This window comes from Tessaracoccus sp. O5.2 (genome assembly GCF_964266725.1).
GTDB lineage: Bacteria > Actinomycetota > Actinomycetes > Propionibacteriales > Propionibacteriaceae > Arachnia > Arachnia lapidicapta.
Genome location: NZ_CAXWGV010000001.1, coordinates 246,088 through 266,903 on the forward strand (window position 1 = coordinate 246,088; position 20,816 = coordinate 266,903).

Annotated in this window: 16 protein-coding genes; 12 read left to right on the top strand and 4 right to left on the bottom strand. The window is 73.3% G+C overall.

The genetic code is table 11. The features are described 5' to 3' along the window. The first annotated feature begins 203 nt into the window (after nucleotides 1-203). The 4 genes from ACFQPD_RS01225 to ACFQPD_RS01240 are packed head-to-tail and all read left to right on the top strand — an operon-like array spanning nucleotide 204 to nucleotide 6,302. Entirely contained in the window at nucleotides 204-503 is a 300-nt protein-coding gene (locus tag ACFQPD_RS01225; protein WP_068752457.1) for a DUF6504 family protein, read from the top strand. Next, a complete protein-coding gene (locus tag ACFQPD_RS01230) occupies nucleotides 503-4,336 on the top strand; it encodes a DNA polymerase III subunit alpha (protein WP_385897555.1) in 3,834 nt (1,277 codons plus the stop codon). The genes ACFQPD_RS01225 and ACFQPD_RS01230 overlap by 1 nt, the downstream gene beginning before the upstream one ends. Before the next feature lie 3 nt (nucleotides 4,337-4,339). Next, nucleotides 4,340-5,527: a DNA polymerase IV gene (dinB, locus tag ACFQPD_RS01235; protein ID WP_385897556.1), complete on the top strand. Its 1,188-nt coding sequence runs from the start codon at nucleotides 4,340-4,342 to the stop codon at nucleotides 5,525-5,527. 37 nt (nucleotides 5,528-5,564) lie between these two features. Beyond that, nucleotides 5,565-6,302, top strand: coding sequence for a gamma-glutamyl-gamma-aminobutyrate hydrolase family protein (locus ACFQPD_RS01240; protein ID WP_385897558.1), 738 nt, complete (start codon nucleotides 5,565-5,567; stop codon nucleotides 6,300-6,302). Between the two features lie 22 nt (nucleotides 6,303-6,324). Here the strand turns inward: ACFQPD_RS01240 and ACFQPD_RS01245 are convergent, their stop codons facing one another. From ACFQPD_RS01245 to ACFQPD_RS01260, 4 genes are read right to left on the bottom strand one after another with little or no spacing between them, the layout of a single operon-like run. Next, nucleotides 6,325-6,720 (bottom strand): DUF3040 domain-containing protein, encoded by a 396-nt coding sequence (locus ACFQPD_RS01245; protein WP_385897561.1) that lies wholly within the window; start codon nucleotides 6,718-6,720, stop codon nucleotides 6,325-6,327. 30 nt (nucleotides 6,721-6,750) lie between these two features. Continuing rightward, nucleotides 6,751-8,925: a transglutaminaseTgpA domain-containing protein gene (locus tag ACFQPD_RS01250; protein WP_385897563.1), complete on the bottom strand. Its 2,175-nt coding sequence runs from the start codon at nucleotides 8,923-8,925 to the stop codon at nucleotides 6,751-6,753. Further along, entirely contained in the window at nucleotides 8,922-10,148 is a 1,227-nt protein-coding gene (locus ACFQPD_RS01255) for a DUF58 domain-containing protein (protein ID WP_385897566.1), read from the bottom strand. Before ACFQPD_RS01255 ends, ACFQPD_RS01250 begins: the two co-directional genes overlap by 4 nt. A gap of 4 nt (nucleotides 10,149-10,152) precedes the next feature. Further along, complete coding sequence (locus tag ACFQPD_RS01260) at nucleotides 10,153-11,118, bottom strand: AAA family ATPase (protein WP_385897568.1); 966 nt, start codon at nucleotides 11,116-11,118, stop codon at nucleotides 10,153-10,155. 171 nt (nucleotides 11,119-11,289) lie between these two features. Between ACFQPD_RS01260 and mraZ the strand changes: the two genes are divergently transcribed. From mraZ to murD, 8 genes are all read left to right on the top strand, one after another. After that, nucleotides 11,290-11,721, top strand: coding sequence for a division/cell wall cluster transcriptional repressor MraZ (mraZ, locus tag ACFQPD_RS01265; RefSeq protein WP_385897571.1), 432 nt, complete (start codon nucleotides 11,290-11,292; stop codon nucleotides 11,719-11,721). A 126-nt stretch (nucleotides 11,722-11,847) separates the two neighbouring features. Beyond that, nucleotides 11,848-12,810 carry a 16S rRNA (cytosine(1402)-N(4))-methyltransferase RsmH gene (rsmH, locus tag ACFQPD_RS01270; protein ID WP_385897573.1) on the top strand — a complete coding sequence of 321 codons (963 nt, stop codon included), beginning with the start codon at nucleotides 11,848-11,850 and terminating at the stop codon, nucleotides 12,808-12,810. After that, on the top strand, nucleotides 12,807-13,313 hold the full coding sequence (locus tag ACFQPD_RS01275; RefSeq protein WP_141680129.1) for a hypothetical protein: 507 nt from the start codon (nucleotides 12,807-12,809) through the stop codon (nucleotides 13,311-13,313). The genes rsmH and ACFQPD_RS01275 overlap by 4 nt, the downstream gene beginning before the upstream one ends. Nucleotides 13,314-13,565: 252 nt before the next feature. Further along, complete coding sequence (locus ACFQPD_RS01280; RefSeq protein WP_385897624.1) at nucleotides 13,566-15,323, top strand: peptidoglycan D,D-transpeptidase FtsI family protein; 1,758 nt, start codon at nucleotides 13,566-13,568, stop codon at nucleotides 15,321-15,323. Beyond that, on the top strand, nucleotides 15,323-16,879 hold the full coding sequence (locus ACFQPD_RS01285) for a UDP-N-acetylmuramoyl-L-alanyl-D-glutamate--2,6-diaminopimelate ligase (protein WP_385897576.1): 1,557 nt from the start codon (nucleotides 15,323-15,325) through the stop codon (nucleotides 16,877-16,879). Before ACFQPD_RS01280 ends, ACFQPD_RS01285 begins: the two co-directional genes overlap by 1 nt. Continuing rightward, the gene (murF, locus tag ACFQPD_RS01290) at nucleotides 16,857-18,293 is read left to right on the top strand and encodes a UDP-N-acetylmuramoyl-tripeptide--D-alanyl-D-alanine ligase (protein ID WP_385897579.1); all 1,437 of its coding nucleotides are present in this window, start codon (nucleotides 16,857-16,859) and stop codon (nucleotides 18,291-18,293) included. Before ACFQPD_RS01285 ends, murF begins: the two co-directional genes overlap by 23 nt. After that, entirely contained in the window at nucleotides 18,290-19,360 is a 1,071-nt protein-coding gene (mraY, locus tag ACFQPD_RS01295) for a phospho-N-acetylmuramoyl-pentapeptide-transferase (RefSeq protein ID WP_385897583.1), read from the top strand. The genes murF and mraY overlap by 4 nt, the downstream gene beginning before the upstream one ends. Then, the gene (gene murD, locus ACFQPD_RS01300) at nucleotides 19,342-20,808 is read left to right on the top strand and encodes a UDP-N-acetylmuramoyl-L-alanine--D-glutamate ligase (RefSeq protein ID WP_385897585.1); all 1,467 of its coding nucleotides are present in this window, start codon (nucleotides 19,342-19,344) and stop codon (nucleotides 20,806-20,808) included. The genes mraY and murD overlap by 19 nt, the downstream gene beginning before the upstream one ends. Nucleotides 20,809-20,816 lie beyond the last annotated feature (8 nt).

The window sequence follows — 20,816 nt, forward strand, 5'->3', positions numbered from 1 at the left end:
GGATAGGGCTTGACGTTTCGTCGGTGGGGGGTCGTATAGTGATAATCACCGAACGCCTGTTCGATTAGTTCGGGGAAGCTCTGGTTGAACAGGCGTCGGTGAGGGGCCGCCCCGGCCCGGCGCAGCTTCGACCCCTGCGCAGGGCCGGGGCTCCCGGGTCGAGCCACACGTGTCCATTTCGACGCCATCCCCGGGAGACAGCCATGCGCACCTACGACGAGCCCATCCACGTCCTGTTCCGCGACGAACCGCGCCAGTTCATCTGGCGGGGGCGGCTGCTGCTGGTCAAGGAGATCCAGGGCCGGTGGAGCCGCGCCACGCCCTGGTGGACCGGCCCGCGCGTGCGGGCTGCCCGGGGCGAGGAGGTCGCGCCGCGGGGGGACCTCCTCGGGGAGCGGGAGGTGTGGCGCGTCGAGGCGGGCAACGGGCGCCAACGCGGCGTGTACGAGCTGGCGCGCACCGTCGACGCCGAGGACTGGGTGCTCCGGGCGGTGTTCGACTGATGGGCGGATTCGTCCACCTCAGGGTGGCCTCGGGCTACTCCTTCCAGTACGGCGCCTCCCACCCGAGCGACCTCGTGGCGGAGGCCGCCGCCCACGGCATGGACGCGCTCGCCATCACGGACCGCGGCGGCCTCTACGGCGCGGTCCGGTTCGCCAAGGCCTGCCTGAAGGCCGGGATCGCGCCCATCGTCGGCGTGGACCTGGCCGTCCGCCCGGACGGATGGCGCCCCGAGCGGCGCCCGACGGCGGCCCGCGGCGGCCCGCTGCGTGACGAGCGGCTGCCGCGCGCGGTGGTGCTGGCGGGGTCGCGGTCGGGATGGGGCGTGCTGTGCGAGCTCATCTCGGCCGCGCAGCTGACGGGCGAGCGCGGGGATCCCGTGGTGACGCTGGAGATGCTCGGCCGGTACTGCGCCGGCAGGGACGTCGCGGTGCTGCTCGGCGCGGATTCGGAGGTGGGCGCGGCCCTGGTGGCCGGCCGCCCGGACCGCGCGGAGGAGGCGGTGCGTCGCTGGCGCACCGAACTCGGCTCCGTGCTGTGGCTCGCCGCCACCAACCACCGCGTGGGCGGCCGGGGGCCGGCATCGGCGCACCAGGCGGCCGGGATCGTCCGGCTCGGGGACCGCCTCGGCGTGCCCACCGTCCTCACCAACATGGTGCGCATGGCGCGCCGCGGCCAGGCGGCCACCGTCGACGTCCTCGACGCGGCCCGCCGCCTGGTCCCGCTCGACGTGCGCAACGTGGACCGGCGCAACGCGGAGGGCTACCTCAAGCCGGACGAGGCCATGCGCGAGGCGGCCGACGAGGTGGCCCGGCTCGCCGGTCACCCCGACGGCGGCGCGCTGCTGGCCGCCACCCGCGGGCTCGCCGAGCGCTGCATGCTGGACCCCATCGGAGACGTCGGGCTGGGCGAGATCCGGCTGCCGGAGTTCGAGACGCTCGGCACCACCGTCGAGCAGGCGCCGTCGGCGCTGCGCGCCCGGTGCGAGGCCGGGCTGGTCGAGCGGCACGGGACCATCGGCCGGGAGACCGCGGACCGGCTGGACGACGAGTTGTCCGTCATCGGACGGCTGGGGTTCGAGTCCTACTTCCTCACGGTCGCGGACGTGGTGGGCCTCATCCGCGGCCTCGGCATCCGGTGCGCGGCCCGCGGTTCGGGCGCCGGCAGCCTCGTCAACTACGCCTTGGGCATCTCGGGGGTGGACCCGATCCGGCACGGGCTGATCATGGAGCGCTTCCTGTCGCCGCTGCGGCAGGCGCTGCCGGACATCGATCTCGACGTCGAGTCCGCCCGCCGCACCGAGGTCTACGACACCATCCTGGAGACCTTCGGCGGGCAGCGCGTCGCGTGCGTGGCCATGATCGAGACCTACCGGGTGCGGCACGCGGTGCGCGACGTCGGGGCGGCGCTCAGTCTGCCGCCCGTGGAGATCGACGCCATGGCCAAGGCCTTCCCGCACATCCGCGCCCGCGACGCCCGCGCCGCGCTGCGGGACCTGCCCGAGCTCCGCGCCGCCGGGTTGGGGGAGGAACGCCTCGACGTCCTGTTCTCGCTGGTCGAATCCCTCGACGGGCTGCCCCGGCACATCGCGCTGCACCCGTGCGGCGTGATCCTCAGCGACTCGTCGCTCAGGCAGCGCACCCCGCTGGAGGCCAGCTTCGGCGGCTACCCGATGAGCCAGTTCGACAAGGACGACGTCGAGGACCTCGGCCTGCTCAAGCTGGACGTGCTGGGCATCCGGATGCAGTCGGCGATGGCGCACGCCGTCGCGGAGATCGGGCGCACCCGGCCCGTCGGCCCGCCGCCGGACATCGACGCCCTGGACCCCTTCGACGATCCGGCGGTCTACGACATGATCGCCCACCGCGCCACGCTGGGCTGCTTCCAGATCGAGTCGCCCGGCCAGCGGGAACTGGTCGGCAAGTTCGGCCCCGAGACGTTCCACGACATCATCGTCGACATCTCCCTGTTCCGGCCCGGGCCGGTGAAGTCGGACATGGTCACCCCCTTCCTCGAGGCCCGCCAGGGCTGGACGGAGCCCGAGTACCTGCACCCCAGCCTCATCCCGGCGCTCGAGCAGACCCACGGCGTCGTCGTGTTCCACGAGCAGGTGATCCAGATCATCGCCATCGCCACCGGCTGCAGCCTGGCGCAGGGCGACGAGGTGCGCCGCGCGCTCGGGGACCGGGAGGGACAGGCGCAGGTCAAGGAGTGGTTCTGGCCCAAGGCCCTGGCCCGCGGCTACGACGAGCACATGGTCGAGCAGATCTGGTTCATCCTCGAGTCGTTCGCCTCGTTCGGGTTCTGCAAGGCGCACGCCGCGGCGTTCGCGCTGCCCACCTACCAGTCGGCGTGGCTGAAGCGCTACTACCCGGCGCACTTCATCGCCGGCATCCTCACGCACGACCCGGGCATGTACCCCAAGCGGCTGCTGCTGGAGGAGGCGCGGCGCATGACCATCGAGATCCTCGGCCTCGACGTCAACCGCAGCGTCGGCCAGTACCGCGCCGAACGCCTCGACGGCGCCGAGGAGGGCATGGCGCTGCCGGAGCACCTCGCCATGGGGGCGCCGCCCACCACCGACGGGCTGCCGCAGATCGACGGCTGGGGCATCCGGCTGTCCCTGGCCGACGTCAAGGGCATCGGGGAGGCGGAGATCGACCGCATCGTGGCCGGCCAGCCGTACCTGTCGCTGACGGACTTCTGGGAGCGGGCGCGGGTCGCGGAGCCGGTGGTGGAGCGGCTGATCCTCGCCGGCGCGTTCGACGGCCTGTACCGCATCGGCCGCCGCGCCGCGGTGCAGCGTCGCGGTCAGGTCACCCGCCGCGACCTCCTGCTCGCCCTGGCGGACCTGCACCGGCAGCGCCGGGCCGACGAGCGGGCCGTGGCCCGCGCGAAGGGCCGCCGCCCCCAGGCGCTGGGCGACGACCCCGGCGAGCTCGCCCGCGCCCAGACCCAGCGGGCGTTCCGCGCACCGCAGGCGGTTCAGGGCGTGCTGGACTTCGGCGACGGTGACGGCGGCGCGGAGCCGACGGCGGACGTCGTCGCCACCGGGCTGCCGGAGATGGACGACGAGCAGCGCCTCAAGGCGGAGCTGGAGATCCTCGGGCTGGACGCCAGCCGGCACATCATGGAGCGCTACCTGCCGCTGCTGCGCGCCCTCGACGCCACCAGCTCGCGGACGCTGCTGCAGCGCCGCAACCAGTCGGAGGTCCTGGTCGCGGGGGTGAAGGTGGCCACGCAGACGCCGCCGGTGCGCTCCGGCCGGCGGGTGATCTTCCTCACCCTGGACGACTCGACGGGGCCGGTGGACGCCACCTTCTTCGAAGACGTGCAGGGGCCCTACGCCGCCACCGTGTTCTCGTCGTGGATGGTGCTGGTGCGGGGGAAGCTCCGCCGCACCGGCCCGCGGGGCGTGTCGATCCGGGCCACCGGGTGCTGGGATCTCGGCCACCTCGACGAGGTGTGGCGCTCGGCGCTGGACCAGGGGGCGACGGAGGCGGAGGCGGTCGCGGCCGTCGTCGCGGTACTCGACGAGGTGCCGGAGGGCTACAGCCTGGTGGGCGAGTGGCGGCCGGCGGGCGAGGACTCCGCGGACCCGGGCCGGCGGCCGGCCGGGGAACCGGCGGGGGAGACCGACGAGGCCCCCGCCGAGGAACCGCCACCGGACCCGCAGGACCACACCCGCGCCGGCGGGATGGGCCGCCGTCGGGTGCTGGTGCACGCCAGCGGGTTCCGGCAATCGCCGTACGCCGACATCAAACCCGCCGGCACCGGCGCCGCGGAGGCCCCGCGGAAACTGTGGCACTCGAGCCCCGGAAGCTCAGGGAGGTAGACGATGCGCGTCATCGCACACGTGGACATGGACGCGTTCTACGCGTCGGTGGAGATGGCCCGCCACCCGGAACTGCGGGAGGTGCCGATGTTCGTCGGCGGCTCCACCCGCGGGGTGGTGCTGTCGGCCAACTACCCGGCGCGCAGGTTCGGGATCACGGCCGGGATGCCGGCGAGCCGGGCGCGTCGGCTGTGCCCGCAGGTCGCCGTCGTCCACCCGGACTTCGACCACTACACGGCGGTGTCCGACGGTGTCCGCGAGATCTTCGACACCCTCACGGACCGGGTGGAGATGGCCTCCATCGACGAGGCGTTCATCGACCTCACCACCGCGCTGCGCCGCCTCGGCGGAGACCCGGAGGCGGTGGGGGAACAGCTGCGCGCGCAGGTGATGGACGAGCAGCGGGTCGCGTGTTCCGTCGGCATCGGGCCCAGCAAGTTCATCGCGAAGCTCGCCTCGAAGCAGGCCAAACCGGACGGCCTGGTCCGGGTGCGCGACGAGGACGTCATCGCGTTCCTCCACCCCCTCCCCGTGGAGGCCATCTGGGGGGTGGGGGAGGCGACGGCGGAGCGGCTGCACCGGCTCGGCCTCAGCACGGTGCGGGACCTGGCCACCACCCCGCGCGCCACGCTGCAGCGGGCGCTGGGCGACAACCAGGGCGCGCTGCTGTTCGACCTCGCCTGGGGCCGCGACGACCGCTCGGTGCTGGCCCGCGAGCCGGCCGAGCACAGCGTCGGGTCGCAGGAGACGTTCCCGCAGGACACGGACGATGTCGCGGTGGTCGCCACCGAGATCCTGCGCATGGCGGACCGGACGGCGTCGCGGATGCGTGCCCGGGCGATGGTGGGGCGGACCGTGACGCTGTCGGTGCGGTTCGCCGACTTCACCACCATCACCCGCACCGGGACCCTGGCGGCCCACACGGACCGCACCAACGACATCTACGCCGAGGCGATGCGGCTGTTCAGCCGGCTGCATCTGCAGCGCGCCCGGATCCGGCGCGTCGGGGTGCGGGTGGAGAAGCTGGTGCCCGTGACGGACACCTACCAGCAGCCCGCGCTCGACGAGCCGGTGCATGGCTGGACCGATGCGGAGCGGGCCATCGACAAGGCGGTACTGCGGTTCGGGCCGCGGGCCGTCCAGCGGGCGCGGCTCACCCGTCGTTCGGACGCGCAATTGATCCACGCCTGATACACCCCCGAAACGGACGCTGAGCACGATGGGGGAGATGAAGCTCCTTGTCATCGCACCGGCCACCAGTTACGAGCCCGGCCCTTTCGGGGATCTGCTCACCCGCCTCGCCGAGGACGCCGTCGAGACCGCCCGACGCGAGGGGTGGACCCCCACCCTCATCGGGCTCGAGGACTGCGGCGACCACCGCTGGCAACCGGCGCTGGCCGCCGCGGATGCCGTCGTGATCCTCGGGGGGCACGACGTCGACCCGCGTCTCTACGGCGGGCCCCTCGACTATCCCGGCTCCGGCGACCACCTCGTCACCGCCGACCGGCGTGCCCTCATCGTCATCCAGGCCTGCCGCGCCGACCGGCGGCCCCTGCTCGGCATCTGCCGCGGCATGCACCTGATCAATGTGGCGTACGGCGGCGACCTGATCCCGCACCTGGTCACGCACCTCAACCACCGTCGGCCTGAGGGCGACCCGATGCGAGACCACCTCGTCGACGTCGCGGCCGAGTCCAGCCTCGCCGCGGTGCTGGCCGAGCGGCAGGTCACGGTGCGCAGCTCCCATCACCAGGCGATCGGCGTCCTCGGGCGGGGTCTGAAGCCCGTCGCGTGGGCCACGCATGACGGCGTCATCGAGGCGGTCGAGGATCCGGAGCGGCCGGTCTTGGCCGTGCAGTGGCACCCGGAGGATCAGGGGGCGGAGCCCGACCAGCTCCCCGCGCTGCTGGGGTGGCTGGCGGCGGAGCTCCGCGGTGCGACGGAGCGGGAGCGCCCGGCGTCCTGACCCTTCCGGGGGGAGCGAAAGGTCAGAGGTCGCCCTGCTGGCGACGACGCCACCGCTCCTCGAGCTTGTCCATGAAGTCCTGCGACGACGCCGTGGGCTGACGCGGCGCGCCCTGGGTGGGCCGACGGCTGGGTTGACCCCCACCGTCGTCTCCGACGCGGCGCCACGAGTTGATCCCGACCAGCGCCGCCGCCAGCATCACGAGGAAGCCCAGCACGCTCACGGCCGGATGCACCTGCACCCCGACCAGCAGCACCACCACGCCGACGATGAACCCCAGCCCGGCGAGCGCCGCGCGGCGCCGGTGGATCCGGATGGACGACGACCCGCGCAGCGTGTCCGCGAGCTTGGGGTCCTCGGCCATGAGAGACGCCTCAAGCTGCTCCAGCAGCTTGCGTTCTTGCTCAGACAGCGCCATCGGATCTCCCTCGTCAGCCTTTCGTCAATTCTACGCACCCAGGTCAACCCGGCGTGCCGCAAGGAGCAGCGACGGCGGCCCGAGCAGCGCCCGTGCCCTCACTGCCGGCGTCGCGTCACGCAACAGCGCCGCCCGGAGCGCGCGCACCTGCGCCGGGAGCCGGTCGACGTCCGTGCCGGTCCGCGAGAACTGGCTCACCTCGACGGTGTGCGCGATCTCCCGCAGGGTGGCGGCCGCGCGCTGCGGCAGGTCCGCCGCCATGGCCGCCGCGACGGGGCCGGGGGAGCCGTCGGGGAGGTCTCGTCCGACGTCGACGAACAGCGCCTCCACCTCCGCCCACGCCGCCGCCGCGGCGGTGCGACGCGCCTGCCCCGGCCGCAGCCGCCACACGCGCAGCGCGATGCGGATCAGGGCGGGCAGCGCCAGCAGCACGAGCAGCGACAGCCCCGCCACCACCCAACCGGCGACGCTGACGTCGGTGTCCTGTCCCGGGGCGGTCGGGCGCAGTGTCGGGGTGGGGGCGGCCGTCGGCTCCACGGTGGGCGGCTCGAGTGACGCCGACGTCGTCGGGGTCGGCGACGGGGACGCGCTGCCCGTGGGGCGTTCGGCGGGGTCGGTGTACTCGGGCGGCCCGTCGAACGCCGGCGTCGGCTCGAACGGCACCCAGCCCAGGTCCTCGAGGAACAGCTCGGGCCAGGCGTGGGCGTCGTGTGCCGTGACGCGGTAGGAGCCGTCCTCGAGCAGCTCGCCGGGCGTGAAGCCGACCGCCATCCGGGCCGGGATGCCCTCGATGCGCGCCATCGCGATCATCGCGGCCGCGAAGTGGATGCAGTAGCCGGAGCGGTCGTCGAGCAGGAAGGAGCTGATCGCGTCGGTGCCGGTGGAGGCCGGGGCCTCGAGGCTGTACTCGAACGCGCCGGACCGCAGGTACTCCTGGATCGCCAGGGCCTTCGCCCCGGCGCTGTCCGCCCCCGCCACGACCTCGGCCGTCATCGCGGTCACCCGCGAGTCCAGCCCCTCCGGGACCTCCGACGTCGCCGCGAGGACCCCCGATCCGGCCCCGGCCGCCTCGATCTCCTCGCGCGACGGCGACGGCATGGTTGAGATGACGGTGTAGTCCAGGTCGATGGTCTGCTCGAGCCGGTCCGGCCCCGAGGCGACGACGCTCAGCGTGTCGGGATCGAAGCTCCACTCCCCGGCGGCGTCGATGGCGTCGACGGCGAACGGCACCGGCAGGTACTCCGACGGCACGCCCGCCATGCTCACCATCACCTCGACCTCGTCGCCGGGGAAGGTGTGTGCCTGGCTCAGCCCGAACGTCGACAACCGCATCGGCAGCAGCCTCGCCCCAGAGGGGGTCAGCTCGGGCAGCGCCACCGTGCGCAGGTACGCGGGACGCCCGTCCGACGTGCGGTAGGTGAGCACCTCGCTGTCGGCGGGCCGCTTGAGGTCCTGTTCGAGCCGGACGGTCGGATCACTCAGCTGGATGGGGCCGTCGGGGCCGGAGTTCCACGGCTGCTTGTCCCCGAGCGGCAGCAGCGGCGCCACCACGAGCGCGAGCGCCAGCGCCGCCGCCCCGAACGCGACGGCGACCTGCAGCCGCGACGCCAGGTACGCCCCGGGGCGCGACGCCCGCCCGGTCGCCGACTCCGCGACACCGGTCGCGCTCAGCAGCACCGCGACATAGCCCGCCACCACGGGCAGCAGGTACCAGAAGGACAGGTCGGTGTCGACGGTGATCGCCGCGACGCCGTAGACCAGCGCCAGCGGCGCGATCGCCCACGCGGGCTGCTCCAGCGCAGTCACGAGCAGTTCGAGCGCCACGACGAGCAGCGCCGTCAGCACGACGACGAGCCACACGATGCCGGGCACCGGCTCGACGGGGGCGGCGCCCGTGCGGATGGCCGTCACCCCGTCGGCGGTCAGCGCGGCGAGAGCGGCGAGCGGGTCGGCGGCGCCGGGCACGAGTCCCAGGCCCCGCCACGCGACGACGCCCGCGACCGCCAGCGCCTGCGCCAGCACCACCAGCAGCCGGGGCGAGCGCAGCAGCGTCAGCCCGACGCCGACCACCGCCGACGCCCCCACCACGAACGCCGCCTCAAGGAGGTGGCCCGACCCCCGCACCATGGGCTCCAGCGGCAGCAGGGACAGCAGCGTCGCCGCCGCGATGACGACGCTGCTGAACGGGTGGTGACTGAACCTCATCGCGCCACCCGTCCCCACACGTCCGGGACCGGCTCGCCGGGGCGGTACGCCTTGACGGTCCAGCCGTGGTTGCGCAGCAGGCGGCAGGCGTCGTCGTGGTCCTCCGAGGGCCGGCCCCAGGCGCGGGCATCGGGGACCAGGGCGATGAGGCTGCGGGCGCGCCCGCCGGCGGCGGCGAGCGCGGCGGCGTCGGCGGCGTGCAGCAGCCCGGTGGCGGCCAGGAGGGAGGCCGACGTCGCCAGCGCCTCCGGGTTCGCCACCGCGGTCCCGAGCCACGTCTCCTCGGACTCGTCGAGCTCGGTCAGGGCCTCCAGCATCGCGTGCCGGGCCGCGTGCCCGACCGTGTGCCCGGAGGCGAACACCGTTCCCGACGGGGCGAGCACGGCCAGGCGGTAGCGGCCCTCGACCAGCAGGGCGGCGATCGACGCGACCGCCGACACCGCCCACTCGAGGCTTCCGGTCGGGCCGGACCCGAGGTGCGCGGAGCGCCGCGTGTCGACGATGAGCGTGCTGGAGGGGTCCCAGGGGTGTTCCTCGAGGCGCACCATGAGGTCGCCCTGCTTGGCGGTCATCCGCCAGTGCACGCGCCGCATGCCGTCGCCGTGCCGGTGCTCGCGGACCAGGACGTCGTCTTGCCCCGCCTGGCCGATGCGCTGCGGCGTGGCGTCGCCTGCCGCGCCGAGCCCAGCACCACCCGCGAGGTCGCCCAGCGTCCAGATCCGTGGGGTGACGCGGAGCAGCGAGGTGCCGCCGGCCGCCGTGAAGCGGCGGCGGGCCAGGCCGAAGGGGTCGCCGGCGGTCCCCAGCAGCGGGCCCACCTCGAAGCGGCCGCGCTTGTCGGCCTGCAGTGTGTAGCCGACGGCCTGCCGCCAGCGGCCGAAGCCTCGGGCGATGACGAACCCGACCCCGCCGCCCAGCTCCGCGGGCGCGTTGTCGACGAACTGCAGCGCGCTCGCCTGCGCCGGGGCCTGGTTGGCGACCTGCAGCACGGCGTGCGTGGCCGAGCCGACCGCGATCGTGTCCGGAGTGAGTGTGCGGTGCTGGCTCACCCGGGGACGGGCCAGCTGCAGGTACACCGCGGCGAGCAGCGGCAGTGAGGTCAGCGCCAGTCCCAGCCAGACGAGGTCCCGCTCGCCGAGCCAGGCGGCGCCCGCGGTCGCGGCGGCGCCGCACAGCAGCAGCGCCAGCCCACGCCCGGTCAGCCGGGTGCCCCGCCTCGGCAACGCGTCAGCCCCGGTTCGGGGCCTGCGTGGCCTCGACGATGGCGCGCACGATGGTTTCGGGGTCCCGGCGGGAGACTTGGGCCTCGACCGTCGGCAGCACCCGGTGGGCGAGCACCTCGACGGCGAGCGCGCGGACGTCCTCCGGGATGACGTAGTCGCGCCCCGCGAGCGCGGCCTCCACCCGGGCCGCGCGCATGAGGTGCAGCGAGGCGCGGGGGCTGGCACCCAGCCGGAGGTCCGGGTGGCGCCGCGTGCCCTCGACGATCGCGACGATGTAGTCGTTGATGACGGGGGCCACGTACACGGCGCGGATGGCCCGCGCGGCGGCGGCGACGGCGGCGGCGTCGGTCACGGGCAGGACGGTGGACAGCTGGTCTCCGCCGGCGTGGTGCTCGAGCATGGCCACCTCGGCCTGCCGCGCCGGGTACCCCATGGTGATGCGCGCCATGAAGCGGTCGCGTTGCGCCTCGGGGAGGGGATAGGTGCCCTCCATCTCGATGGGGTTCTGCGTGGCGATGACCATGAACGGCTCCGCGAGCCGGTAGGTGTGGCCGTCGGCGGACACCTGGCCCTCCGCCATGGCCTCGAGCAGCGCCGACTGCGTCTTGGGGGAGGCGCGGTTGATCTCGTCGCCCAGCACGATGTGCGCGAAGATCCCGCCGGGCTTGAACTCGAACTCACGGGTCGACTGGTTGAACACCGACACGCCCGTCACGTCGCTGGGCAGCAGGTCAGGTGTGAACTGGATGCGCTTGACGTCGCCGGCGATGGCACGCCCCAGCGACTTCGCGAGCACGGTCTTGCCGACGCCGGGCACGTCCTCGATCAGGAGATGCCCCTCGGCCAGCAGCACGGTGACCGCGGTGCGGATCTGCCGGTCCTTGCCCTCGATGACGCGGGCCATCTCGGCCGCTATCCGGCCGGCGAGCTGGGACACCTCGGTCAGCGAGGGGATGGCGGTCTGATTCACCGGGACTCCTTGGGTGGCGTGCGCGCCGAGACGGCTCTCCCAGCGTAGACGCGGGCGCAACGGGGGAGTCAACACGCCACAATGTGGTGCAGTAGTGGAGGGAAGTGGGGTACTGTGGGGCTCGGTGGAGCGTAGTGGAGGGAAAGTGGAGCGAGAGGGGGTGCCTGGTCGATGTTTCTGGGGACATACACGCCGAAGCTGGACGAGAAGGGGCGCCTCATCCTGCCCGCGAAGTTCCGCAACGCCCTCGAGGACGGACTCGTCATCACCCGCGCACAGGAGCGGGCGCTGGCGGTCTACCCCAAGGACACCTTCGAGGCCCTCATGGCGGACGCGATGAAGGCCCCGAGCACCGTGAAGCAGGTCCGCGACTACCAGCGCATGATGACCGCGGGCGCCAGCTTCGAGATTCCGGACCGGCAGGGGCGGGTGACCATTCCCCAGATCCTGCGCGACTACGCCGGCCTGGACCGCGACGTCGTGGTGATCGGTGCGCTGAACCGCGCCGAGATCTGGGACGCCGAGACATGGCACACCTACTCGGCGGAGAGCGAGGAGCGCTTCGCCGGGATGGACAACGAACTCACCGCCTTCCAGGGGTGAGACGGCTCACCCGGTGGTTCCCGGCCGGCGGCCCTGACTTCACTTCCCCGATGTCAGGTCCACTCCGGAAGGGAACCTCCGGGTGAGGCGGACACAGCAACAGCTAAGAGGGTCGAGACACACACGATGCAGGGCTTCGCCGACGTCCACGAACCGGTCATGCGTGACCGCATCGTGGAACTGCTGCGCCCGGCGCTCCAGCGCCCGGGCGCCGTCTACGTCGACGGCACCCTCGGGCTGGCCGGCCACGCCGCCGCGATCCTCAGCGCCTGCCCCGAGGCCAGACTGATCGGCATCGACCGAGACCCCGACGCGCACGCCGTCGCCCGCGAACGGCTGGGCGACCTCGCCGAGCGCGCGACCCTCGTCCAGGCGGTCTACGACGAGCTCCCCGACGTCCTCGACGACCTCGGCATCCGTCGCGTCCACGGCATCCTGCTCGACCTCGGCCTGTCGTCGCTGCAGATCGACCGCGCCGAGCGGGGCTTCGCCTACCGGGTCGACGCGCCCCTCGACATGCGCATGAACCCGACGGAGGGCGCCACCGCCGCCGACGTGCTCAACACCTACCCCGTCGGCGAGCTGGCCAGGATCCTCAAGTGGCACGGCGAGGAGCGGTTCGCCGACCGCATCGCGCGGGCCGTCGTCGCCGAGCGCGCCCGGCAGCCCTTCGACCGGTCGGCACGCCTGGTCGAGGTCATCTCCGCCGCGATCCCCGCGGCCGCGCGCCACACCGGGGGGCACCCCGCCAAGCGGACGTTCCAGGCCCTGCGGATCGAGGTCAACCGCGAGCTTGCCGCCCTCGAGGGAGTGCTGCCGGCCGCCGTCGACGCGCTCGCCCTGGGCGGCCGCATCGCCGTCCTCAGCTACCACTCGCTGGAGGACCGGCTCGTCAAGCGCACGTTCGCGGCGCGGGCCACCGACCGCGCCCCGCGCGACCTCCCCGTCGTCCCCGACGAGCTCAAGGCCGAACTGACCCTGCTGACCCGCGGCGCCGAGCGCCCCACCCCCGACGAGATCGCCCACAACCCCCGGGCCGCGTCCGCGCGGCTCCGGGCAGCCGAACGCACGAAGGAGGCCGCAGCATGAGTGCACAACCGGTGACCGCCGACGCCCCGACCGCCCCCCGGCTGAGCGTCGTGCGCCCTCAGCCGACGACGGTGTCGGTCATGGGGTTCGTCGGCATCGTCGCCCTGCTCGTGGCGGCCGGCCTGGCTCTGGTCATGATCGTCACCACGCAGGTGGGCGCCCAGTCGAAGGAACTGGCGTCGCTGCGGCGGGAGTCCACCGAACTCGGCTACACGGCCGCCGCGCTGACCTCGCAGCTCCAGAAGGTGTCCAGCGCCAACGCCCTGGCGCTGCGCGCGTCCCAGCTCGGCATGGTCCCCAACCCCTACCCGGCGTTCATCCACCTCGCCGACGGCACGGTGACCGGCGTGCCGACCGCGGTGACCGGCGACGAGCTGCCGTTCCTGCGCGGCCGCCGCACCGAGGCGCCCCCTCCGGCAGCCCCGGTGCCGCCCCGCGCGCAGCCGGCCCCGGCTGGGCAGTCCGCCGACGACCTCGTGGCCGCCGGGTCGACGGGGGACTGAGCCGTGGAGAAACGACCCAGATCCGGCCGCGCCACCAACGGCACCACCGGCGCCTACGGGTCGCCGCGGCCGCGCGCCTCCGGCACGAACGGCCGTCCCGCGCCATCCACCCGGCGCGCGTCGACGCCGCGCTCCGCCGCCCGGCCCGCGTCACGGTCCCGCGCCACCGCGCCGGGCACCCGCCGGCCCCGCCGCTACCGCAAGACGCTGCGGCTGCCGGTCGGGCGCGCCACCGTCCGCATCCGCGTGTTCATGCTGAGCCTCGCGCTGCTGCTGTCGGTGGCCGTCGTGCGCGCAGTGCAGCTGCAGGGCATCGACTCGCAGGCCTTCGCGGCGGAGGCCGCCGCCAAGATGCAGTCGACCCGCGACCTGCCTGCCACCCGTGGGTCGATCACCGACCGCAACGGCGTGGTCATGGCCGCGACCGAGCCGGCGATGATCGTGTCCATCGACCCCGACATGATCCGCACCAACGGCGCCGACAAGCGCTACCCGATGAGCGAGAAGAAGCAGGAGGAGGCGGCGGCCGCGCCCGACGCCGTCGCCGAGATCCTCGTCAAGCATCTCGGCGGCCGGAAGTCGACCTACCTGGACCTGATCGACACCCCTGACTCGCGCTACGAGGTCGTCGAGCGCAAGGTACCCGCGGCGGTCTACACCGCCATCAAGGACGACATGGCGCTCGGCTTCGGCGGCGACGGCAGGCGGCCCTGGTACGGCGTGTTCGGCGACCCGGACCCCATCCGCGTCTACCCGAACCGCTCCGTCGCCTCCAGCGTCGTCGGCTTCGTCAACCACGAGGGCAAGGGCGCCGAGGGCCTCGAGTACGCGCTCGACGCCGACCTCGACGGCACCCCGGGCAGCATGGTCTACGACTGGTCCACCTACGGCCGCATCCCGCTCGGCACCAACATCATGACGCCGGCGGTCGACGGCACGTCGTACCAGCTGACGCTGGACTCGGACCTGACCTGGATGGCCGAGCAGATTCTGGCCGAGCACGTGAAGCAGGCCGGCGCCGCCACCGGCAAGGCCGTCGTCCTGAACGTCAAGACCGGCGAGATCCTCGCCCTGGCCAACTCGCCGGGTTTCGACTCGGCCAACCCGTCGGCCGCCGACGCCGAGGACCGCGGCAACCGCGTCGTCACCGAGGCCTACGAGCCCGGGTCGGTGGAGAAGGTCCTCACCATGGCGGCCCTCGCGGACCAGGGGCTCGTCAGCCCGACGACCAAGGTGGTAGTCCCGCCGCGCATCGCGTCCGGCGCCGGCTACGTCCGCGACTCCTTCGACCACGGCACCATCAACCTCACCGCCAGCGGCGTCGTGGCGCAGTCGTCGAACATCGGCACCATCATGCTGACCCGCCAGATGGACAAGGCGCTGCTCGCCGAGTACCTCGGCGACTTCGGCCTGGGTGCCAAGTCCGGCGTCGGCCTGCCCGGCGAGACCACCGGCAGCATTCCGGGCGCCGACATGGCGGACTACACCCGCGACCAGGTGTCTTTCGGTCAGGGCCTGTCGGTCAACGCCATCCAGATGGCCGCCGCCATCAACACGGTCGCCAACGGCGGCACCTACGTGCAGCCGACCATCATCAAGTCCGCGACGACCGCCGACGGCACCGCCGTCGAGCTGCCGACCCCCGCGACGCGACGCGTGGTCTCCGAGGAGGCGGCCGACGCCACCCTCACGATGATGGAGGCCGTCATCGGCCTCAACGAGTCGCGCGCCATCCCCGGCTACCGCACCGCCGGGAAGTCGGGCACCGCCCAGCGCTACGACCCCACGTGCAAGTGCTACAACGGCTTCACCGCCTCCTTCGTGGGCGTCGCGCCGGCCGAGGACCCGCAGATCCTCGTCTATGTCGTCCTCGACCAGCCGACCAACGGCAACCTCGGCAGCCGGCTCGCGCTGCCGGCCGTGAACGAGATCCTCTCCCTGGCCCTGCCCCGCTACAACGTGGCCCCGTCGACGACGCCCGCGCCGGAAACCCCGCTAACGTTCGACTGATGGACAGCACGCTTCGCCCGCCCGAGCCGCCGCCCGCCCCCTTGGCGGGGCTGCTCGAGGGATTGGACGTGGCCGGGGATCCCGGGACGGCCGCCATCACCGGTGTGACGCTCGACTCGCGGGCCGTGCGCCCGGGCTGGCTCTACGTGGCGCTGCCGGGGACGTCGACCCACGGCGCCGCCTTCGTGCCGCAGGCCGTGGCCGCGGGCGCGGCGGCCGTGCTCACCGACGCCGCCACGGCGCCCTCGCTCACCGACGTCGCCGTGCCCGTCCTGGCGGCGGCAGATGCCCGGCACGCGGCCGCCGTCGTCGCCGCCCGCTGCTTCCGCGAGCCGGCCCGGGACCTCACGATGCTCGGCGTGACCGGCACCAACGGCAAGACCACGACGGTCGCGCTCCTGCAGGCCGGACTGCAGGCCGCCGGCCGCCTGACCGGCACCATCGGCACCATCGGCTTCCGCCTCGGCGACGAGGAACTGCGCTCCGCCCGCACCACCGTCACCACCCCCGAGTCGCCGGACCTCCAGGCGCTGCTGGCCGTCATGCGCGACCGGGGCGCCGACGCGGTCGCCCTCGAGGTGAGCTCCCACGCCCTCGCGCTCGCCCGCGTCGACGGGATCGAGTTCGACGTCGTCGGCTTCCTCAACCTCGGCCGCGACCACCTGGACTTCCACGCCGACCTCGACGACTACTTCGAGGCCAAGGCCCGGCTGTTCGAGCCGGGCCGTTCCGCGGCCGCCGTCGTCTGGACCGACGACCCGAAGGGCCGCGAGATCGCCGGCCGGGTCGCGGACCATGGCGGGAGCCGGCTCATCACCGTCGGCACCTCTCCCGACGCGCGCTATGTGCTGACCGGGTACGAACCCGTCGCGCCCCTCGGCGGCCGCGCCACGCTGCTGCGCGACGGCGAGACCCTCGAGCTGGAGCTGACGCTGCCCGGCGAGTACAACATGATCGACGCCGCCGTGGCCTTCGCCATGCTCGAGGCCGTCGGCGTCCCTGCCGACGAGGCCCTCGCCGGGCTGCGCACCGCACAGGTGCCGGGCCGGATGCAGCGGGTCGACCTCGGCCCGGGCGCGCCGCTGGTGGTGGTGGACTTCGCCCACACCCCGCAGGCGGTGGGGGCGGCCGTCGCCTCCCTGGCCGGGCTCGGCCGCGTCGTGACCGTACTTGGCTGCGGCGGCGACCGCGATCCGGACAAGCGCCCCGAGATGGGCGCCGCCGCCGCGCGCGGCAGCGACCTCACCGTCATCACCGACGACAACCCGCGCAGCGAGGACCCCGCCCGCATCCGGGCGCAGACGCTGGCCGGCGCCGAGGCGGCGCTCAGGCCCGGCGCCGAGGTCCTCGAAGTCGCGGGACGGCGCGCCGCGATCGAGACGGCGCTGCGCGGCGCAGGGCCGGATAGCGTGGTGGCCATCCTCGGCAAGGGGCACGAACGCGGCCAGATCCTGGCCGACCGCATCGTGGACTTCGACGACGTGGAGGAGGCGACGCTGGCCTGGCGGCGCCTCAGTGAGGAAGGAGCGTCCCATGCGGCCGCGCAGCATCTCTGACCTGGTCGACCTCATGGCACCCGGCGCCGTCGAACTCGTCGGCGACCCGGACCCCGTGGTGGGCCCCGACGTCGTCATCGACAACCGGCGCGCCACGCCCGGAAGTCTGTTCGTCGCCATCCCCGGCGAGCGGGTCGACGGCCACGCCTTCGCCCCTGCCGCCGTCGAGGCGGGCGCCTCCGGGGTGCTCGGCATGGCGCTCACCGACGCCGACGTCCCGCACCTGCTGGCCGAGGACTCCGTCACGGCCCTCAGCTGGCTGGCCCGCGGCCTCGTCCGCGAGGCCCGCGCCCGCGGCATGGTGAGCATCGGCGTCACCGGCAGCTCCGGCAAGACGAGCACCAAGGACCTCATGGCCCAGGTGTTCGAGGCGGCCGGCCCGACCGTGGCTCCCGTCGGCTCGCAGAACAACGAGGTCGGGGTCCCGCTCACCGCCTGCCGGATCGACGACGACACCGCCTACCTGGTCTCCGAGATGGGCGCGCGGGGCATCGGACACATCGCCTGGCTCACCTCGCTCGTCGGACTCGACGTCGGCGTGTGCCTCAACGTGGGCCACGCCCACGTCGGCGAGTTCGGCGGCGTCGAGGCCACGGCCCGCGCCAAGTCGGAGATCGTGGCGGACCTCGCCGAGGACGGCTGGGCCGTCCTCAACGCCGACGACCCGGCGGTCGCCGGCATGCGGTCGGCCACCCGCGCCCGCATCGCCTGGTTCGGCGAGGGCGACCTGCCCGACGGCGACCTGCGGGTGACCGCCCGCGACGTGCGACTCAACGCGCTGAGCCAGGCCTCCTTCGACCTCGTGGTCCTCGACCCCGACGGCGAGCGCAGCGCCCAGGTCAGCCTCGCCGTGATCGGCCGGCATCAGGTGTCCAACTCGCTGGCGGCCGCGACCGCCGCGCTGGCGGCCGGGCTCGAGCTCGACCTCATCGCGGACGCGCTGTCGTCGGCGTCCCCCCGGTCCGACTGGCGCATGGAACTGCACCGGCGCCCCGACGGCGTCCTCATCCTCAACGACGCCTACAACGCCAACCCGGACTCCATGGCGGTCGCGCTGACCACGGCCGTGGAACTGGTGCAGGGCACGCGCGCCGAGCACCCGGCCGCCCGCGTCGTGGCCGTCCTCGGAGACATGCTCGAGCTGGGCCCGCTGGCGGCGGGCCTGCACGAGGAGCTGGGCCGGCGGGCCGCAGATGTCGGCGTGGGCGAGGTGGTCGCGGTCGGTGATCTGGCCGGCCACATCGTCGCCGGCGCGGCCGCCGAGGGGGTGCCCGCGCGAGTCGCGGCTCGTGCGGACGTCGCCGCGTCCCTTAGCCTTGGCCCCGGCGACGTCGTCCTCATCAAGGGGTCGCGCGGCGTCGGACTCGAAACGGTGGCGGCCGACCTGGCCGGCGGAGACGGAGGCGCGAAGTGATCAACATCCTCACCGCGGGATCGTTGTCCCTCCTCTTCGCCATGGTGGGCACGCCCTGGCTGATCAAGTTCCTCACCCGCCGCCAGTACGGCCAGTTCATCCGCGACGACGGCCCCGCGGCGCACCACGTCAAGCGCGGCACCCCCACCATGGGCGGCCTCGTCATCATCGGCTCCGCCGTACTGGCCTACACCCTGTCCCACCTCATCCGCTGGCAGGCCCCCAGCCTGTCGGGCGTGCTGCTGATCGGCCTGGCCGTCGGCATGGGCTTCCTCGGCTTCCTCGACGACTGGGCCAAGATCTCCCAGGAACGCTCGCTCGGGCTGACGCCGCGCGGCAAGCTCATCGGCCAGTTCGTCATCGGCGGGCTGTTCGCGTTCCTCGCGCTCAACTTCCCCGACGAGCGCGGCCTGACCCCCGCCTCTCCGGCCATCTCGTTCCTGCGCGACATCCCCTGGCTGACGCTCCCGCTGCCCCTCGCGGTGCCGTTCATCATCTTCCTCATCTCGGCGTGGTCGAACGCCGTCAACCTCACCGACGGCCTCGACGGCCTGGCCGCCGGCAGCGCCACGCTGGTGTTCGCCGCGTACACGGTGGTCAACATCTGGCAGTTCAACCAGTGGTGCGCCCGGGCGTCGACGGCCGGGCCCCGCTGCTACGAGGTCCGCGACCCGCACGACCTCGCGGTGGTCGCCATCGCCTTCGCCGGCGCCTGCTTCGGCTTCCTGTGGTGGAACGCCAAGCCGGCCAAGATCTTCATGGGCGACACCGGCTCGATGGCCATCGGGGCGGCGCTGGCCGGCCTGTCGATGATGACCCGCACCGAGCTGCTGCTGGTCATCCTCGGCCTGCTGTTCGTCATCGAGGTCGGCTCCGTCGCCCTGCAGGTGTCCTACTTCAAGGCCACCAAGGGCAAGCGCATCTTCAAGATGTCGCCCATCCACCACCACTTCGAACTGCTCGGGTGGGACGAGGTCACCGTCGTGATCCGCTTCTGGATCATCGGCGGCCTCTGCGTGGCGCTGGGCATCGGGATCTTCTACGCCGAATGGGTGGTGGGACAGTGACCAAGGACTGGATGCGCGACGCGAACCGGCTGTCGGACTGGCCGTCGGCCAACGTCGTCGTCGCGGGGCTCGGGGTGTCCGGGTTCGCGGCCGCGGACGGACTCATGTCGCTGGGCGCCAACGTCACGGTGCTCGACGAGTCGGAGGCGCACGCCGACAAGGCGACGCTGCTGCGCCACCTCGACGTCACCGTCGTCCTGGGCAAGGGCGCCACGGCCCAGCTGCCGCCCGGCACCGACCTCGTCGTCACGTCCCCGGGCTGGCGGCCCACCGCGCCGCTGCTGCGCCAGGCCGCTGCGGCCGGGATCCCCGTGTGGGGGGAGACCGAGCTGGCGTGGCGCATGATGCAGCCCGACCGGGTCATCCCGTGGCTCGGCGTCACCGGCACCAACGGCAAGACCACCACCACGCAGATGCTGGAGTCGATCCTCATCGCCGACGGCCGCCGCGCCGCTGCCGTCGGCAACATCGGCCGCCCGATCATCGAGGCCATCCTCGACGACACGCAGTACGACGTGTTCGCCGTCGAGCTGTCCAGCTTCCAGCTGCACTGGATGAACAACGTCAACCTCCACTCGGCCGTCGTCCTCAACGTCCACCCCGACCACCTCGAGTGGTACGGCGGCGAGGACCCCATGCAGGGCTACATCGCCGACAAGGCGAAGATCTACCACGGCGTCACGCACAGCTGCGTCTACAACGTGGCTGAGCCGGTCACCGAGCGCATGGTGGAGGAGGCCGACGTCGTGGAGGGCGCCCGCGCCATCGGCTTCACGCTGGGCACTCCCGCCGTCTCGATGCTCGGCATCGTCGACGACCTCATCGTCGACCGCGCCTTCGTCGAACAGCGCCGCGACTCCGCCCTGGAGCTGGCCAAGGTCGCCGACGTGCAGCCCTACGCGCCGCACAACGTCGCCAACGCGCTGGCCGCCGCCGCGCTCGCCCGCAGCTACGGCGTGCGGGCCACCGCGGTGTCCGAGGGTCTCAAGCGGCTGCAGCTGGCCGGGCACCGGATCCAGCAGGTCGCCGAGGACGGGGGAGTGCGTTTCGTCGACGACTCCAAGGCCACCAACCCGCACGCCGCGAACTCCGCCATGCAGGCGTACTCCTCGTTCGTGTGGATCGCGGGCGGCCAGGCCAAGGGCACCACGTTCGACGACCTCATCGAGCGGCACCGCGGGAAGATGCGCGGCGCCGTCGTCATGGGCGTGGACCGACAGGTCATCGCCGAGGCGCTGGCCCGACACGCGCCCGATGTCCCGGTGCGCGTGTTCGACAGCACCGAGACTGAGGTCATGGACGAGGTGGTCGCCGTGGCGGCCGGCATGGCCCGGCCGGGCGACGTGGTGCTGCTCTCCCCGGGCTGCGCCAGCCTCGACATGTTCGACAGCTACTCGGCCAGAGGCGACCGGTTCGCCGAGGCGGTGCAGCGCTACCTCGCGGGATAGGAGTGGTT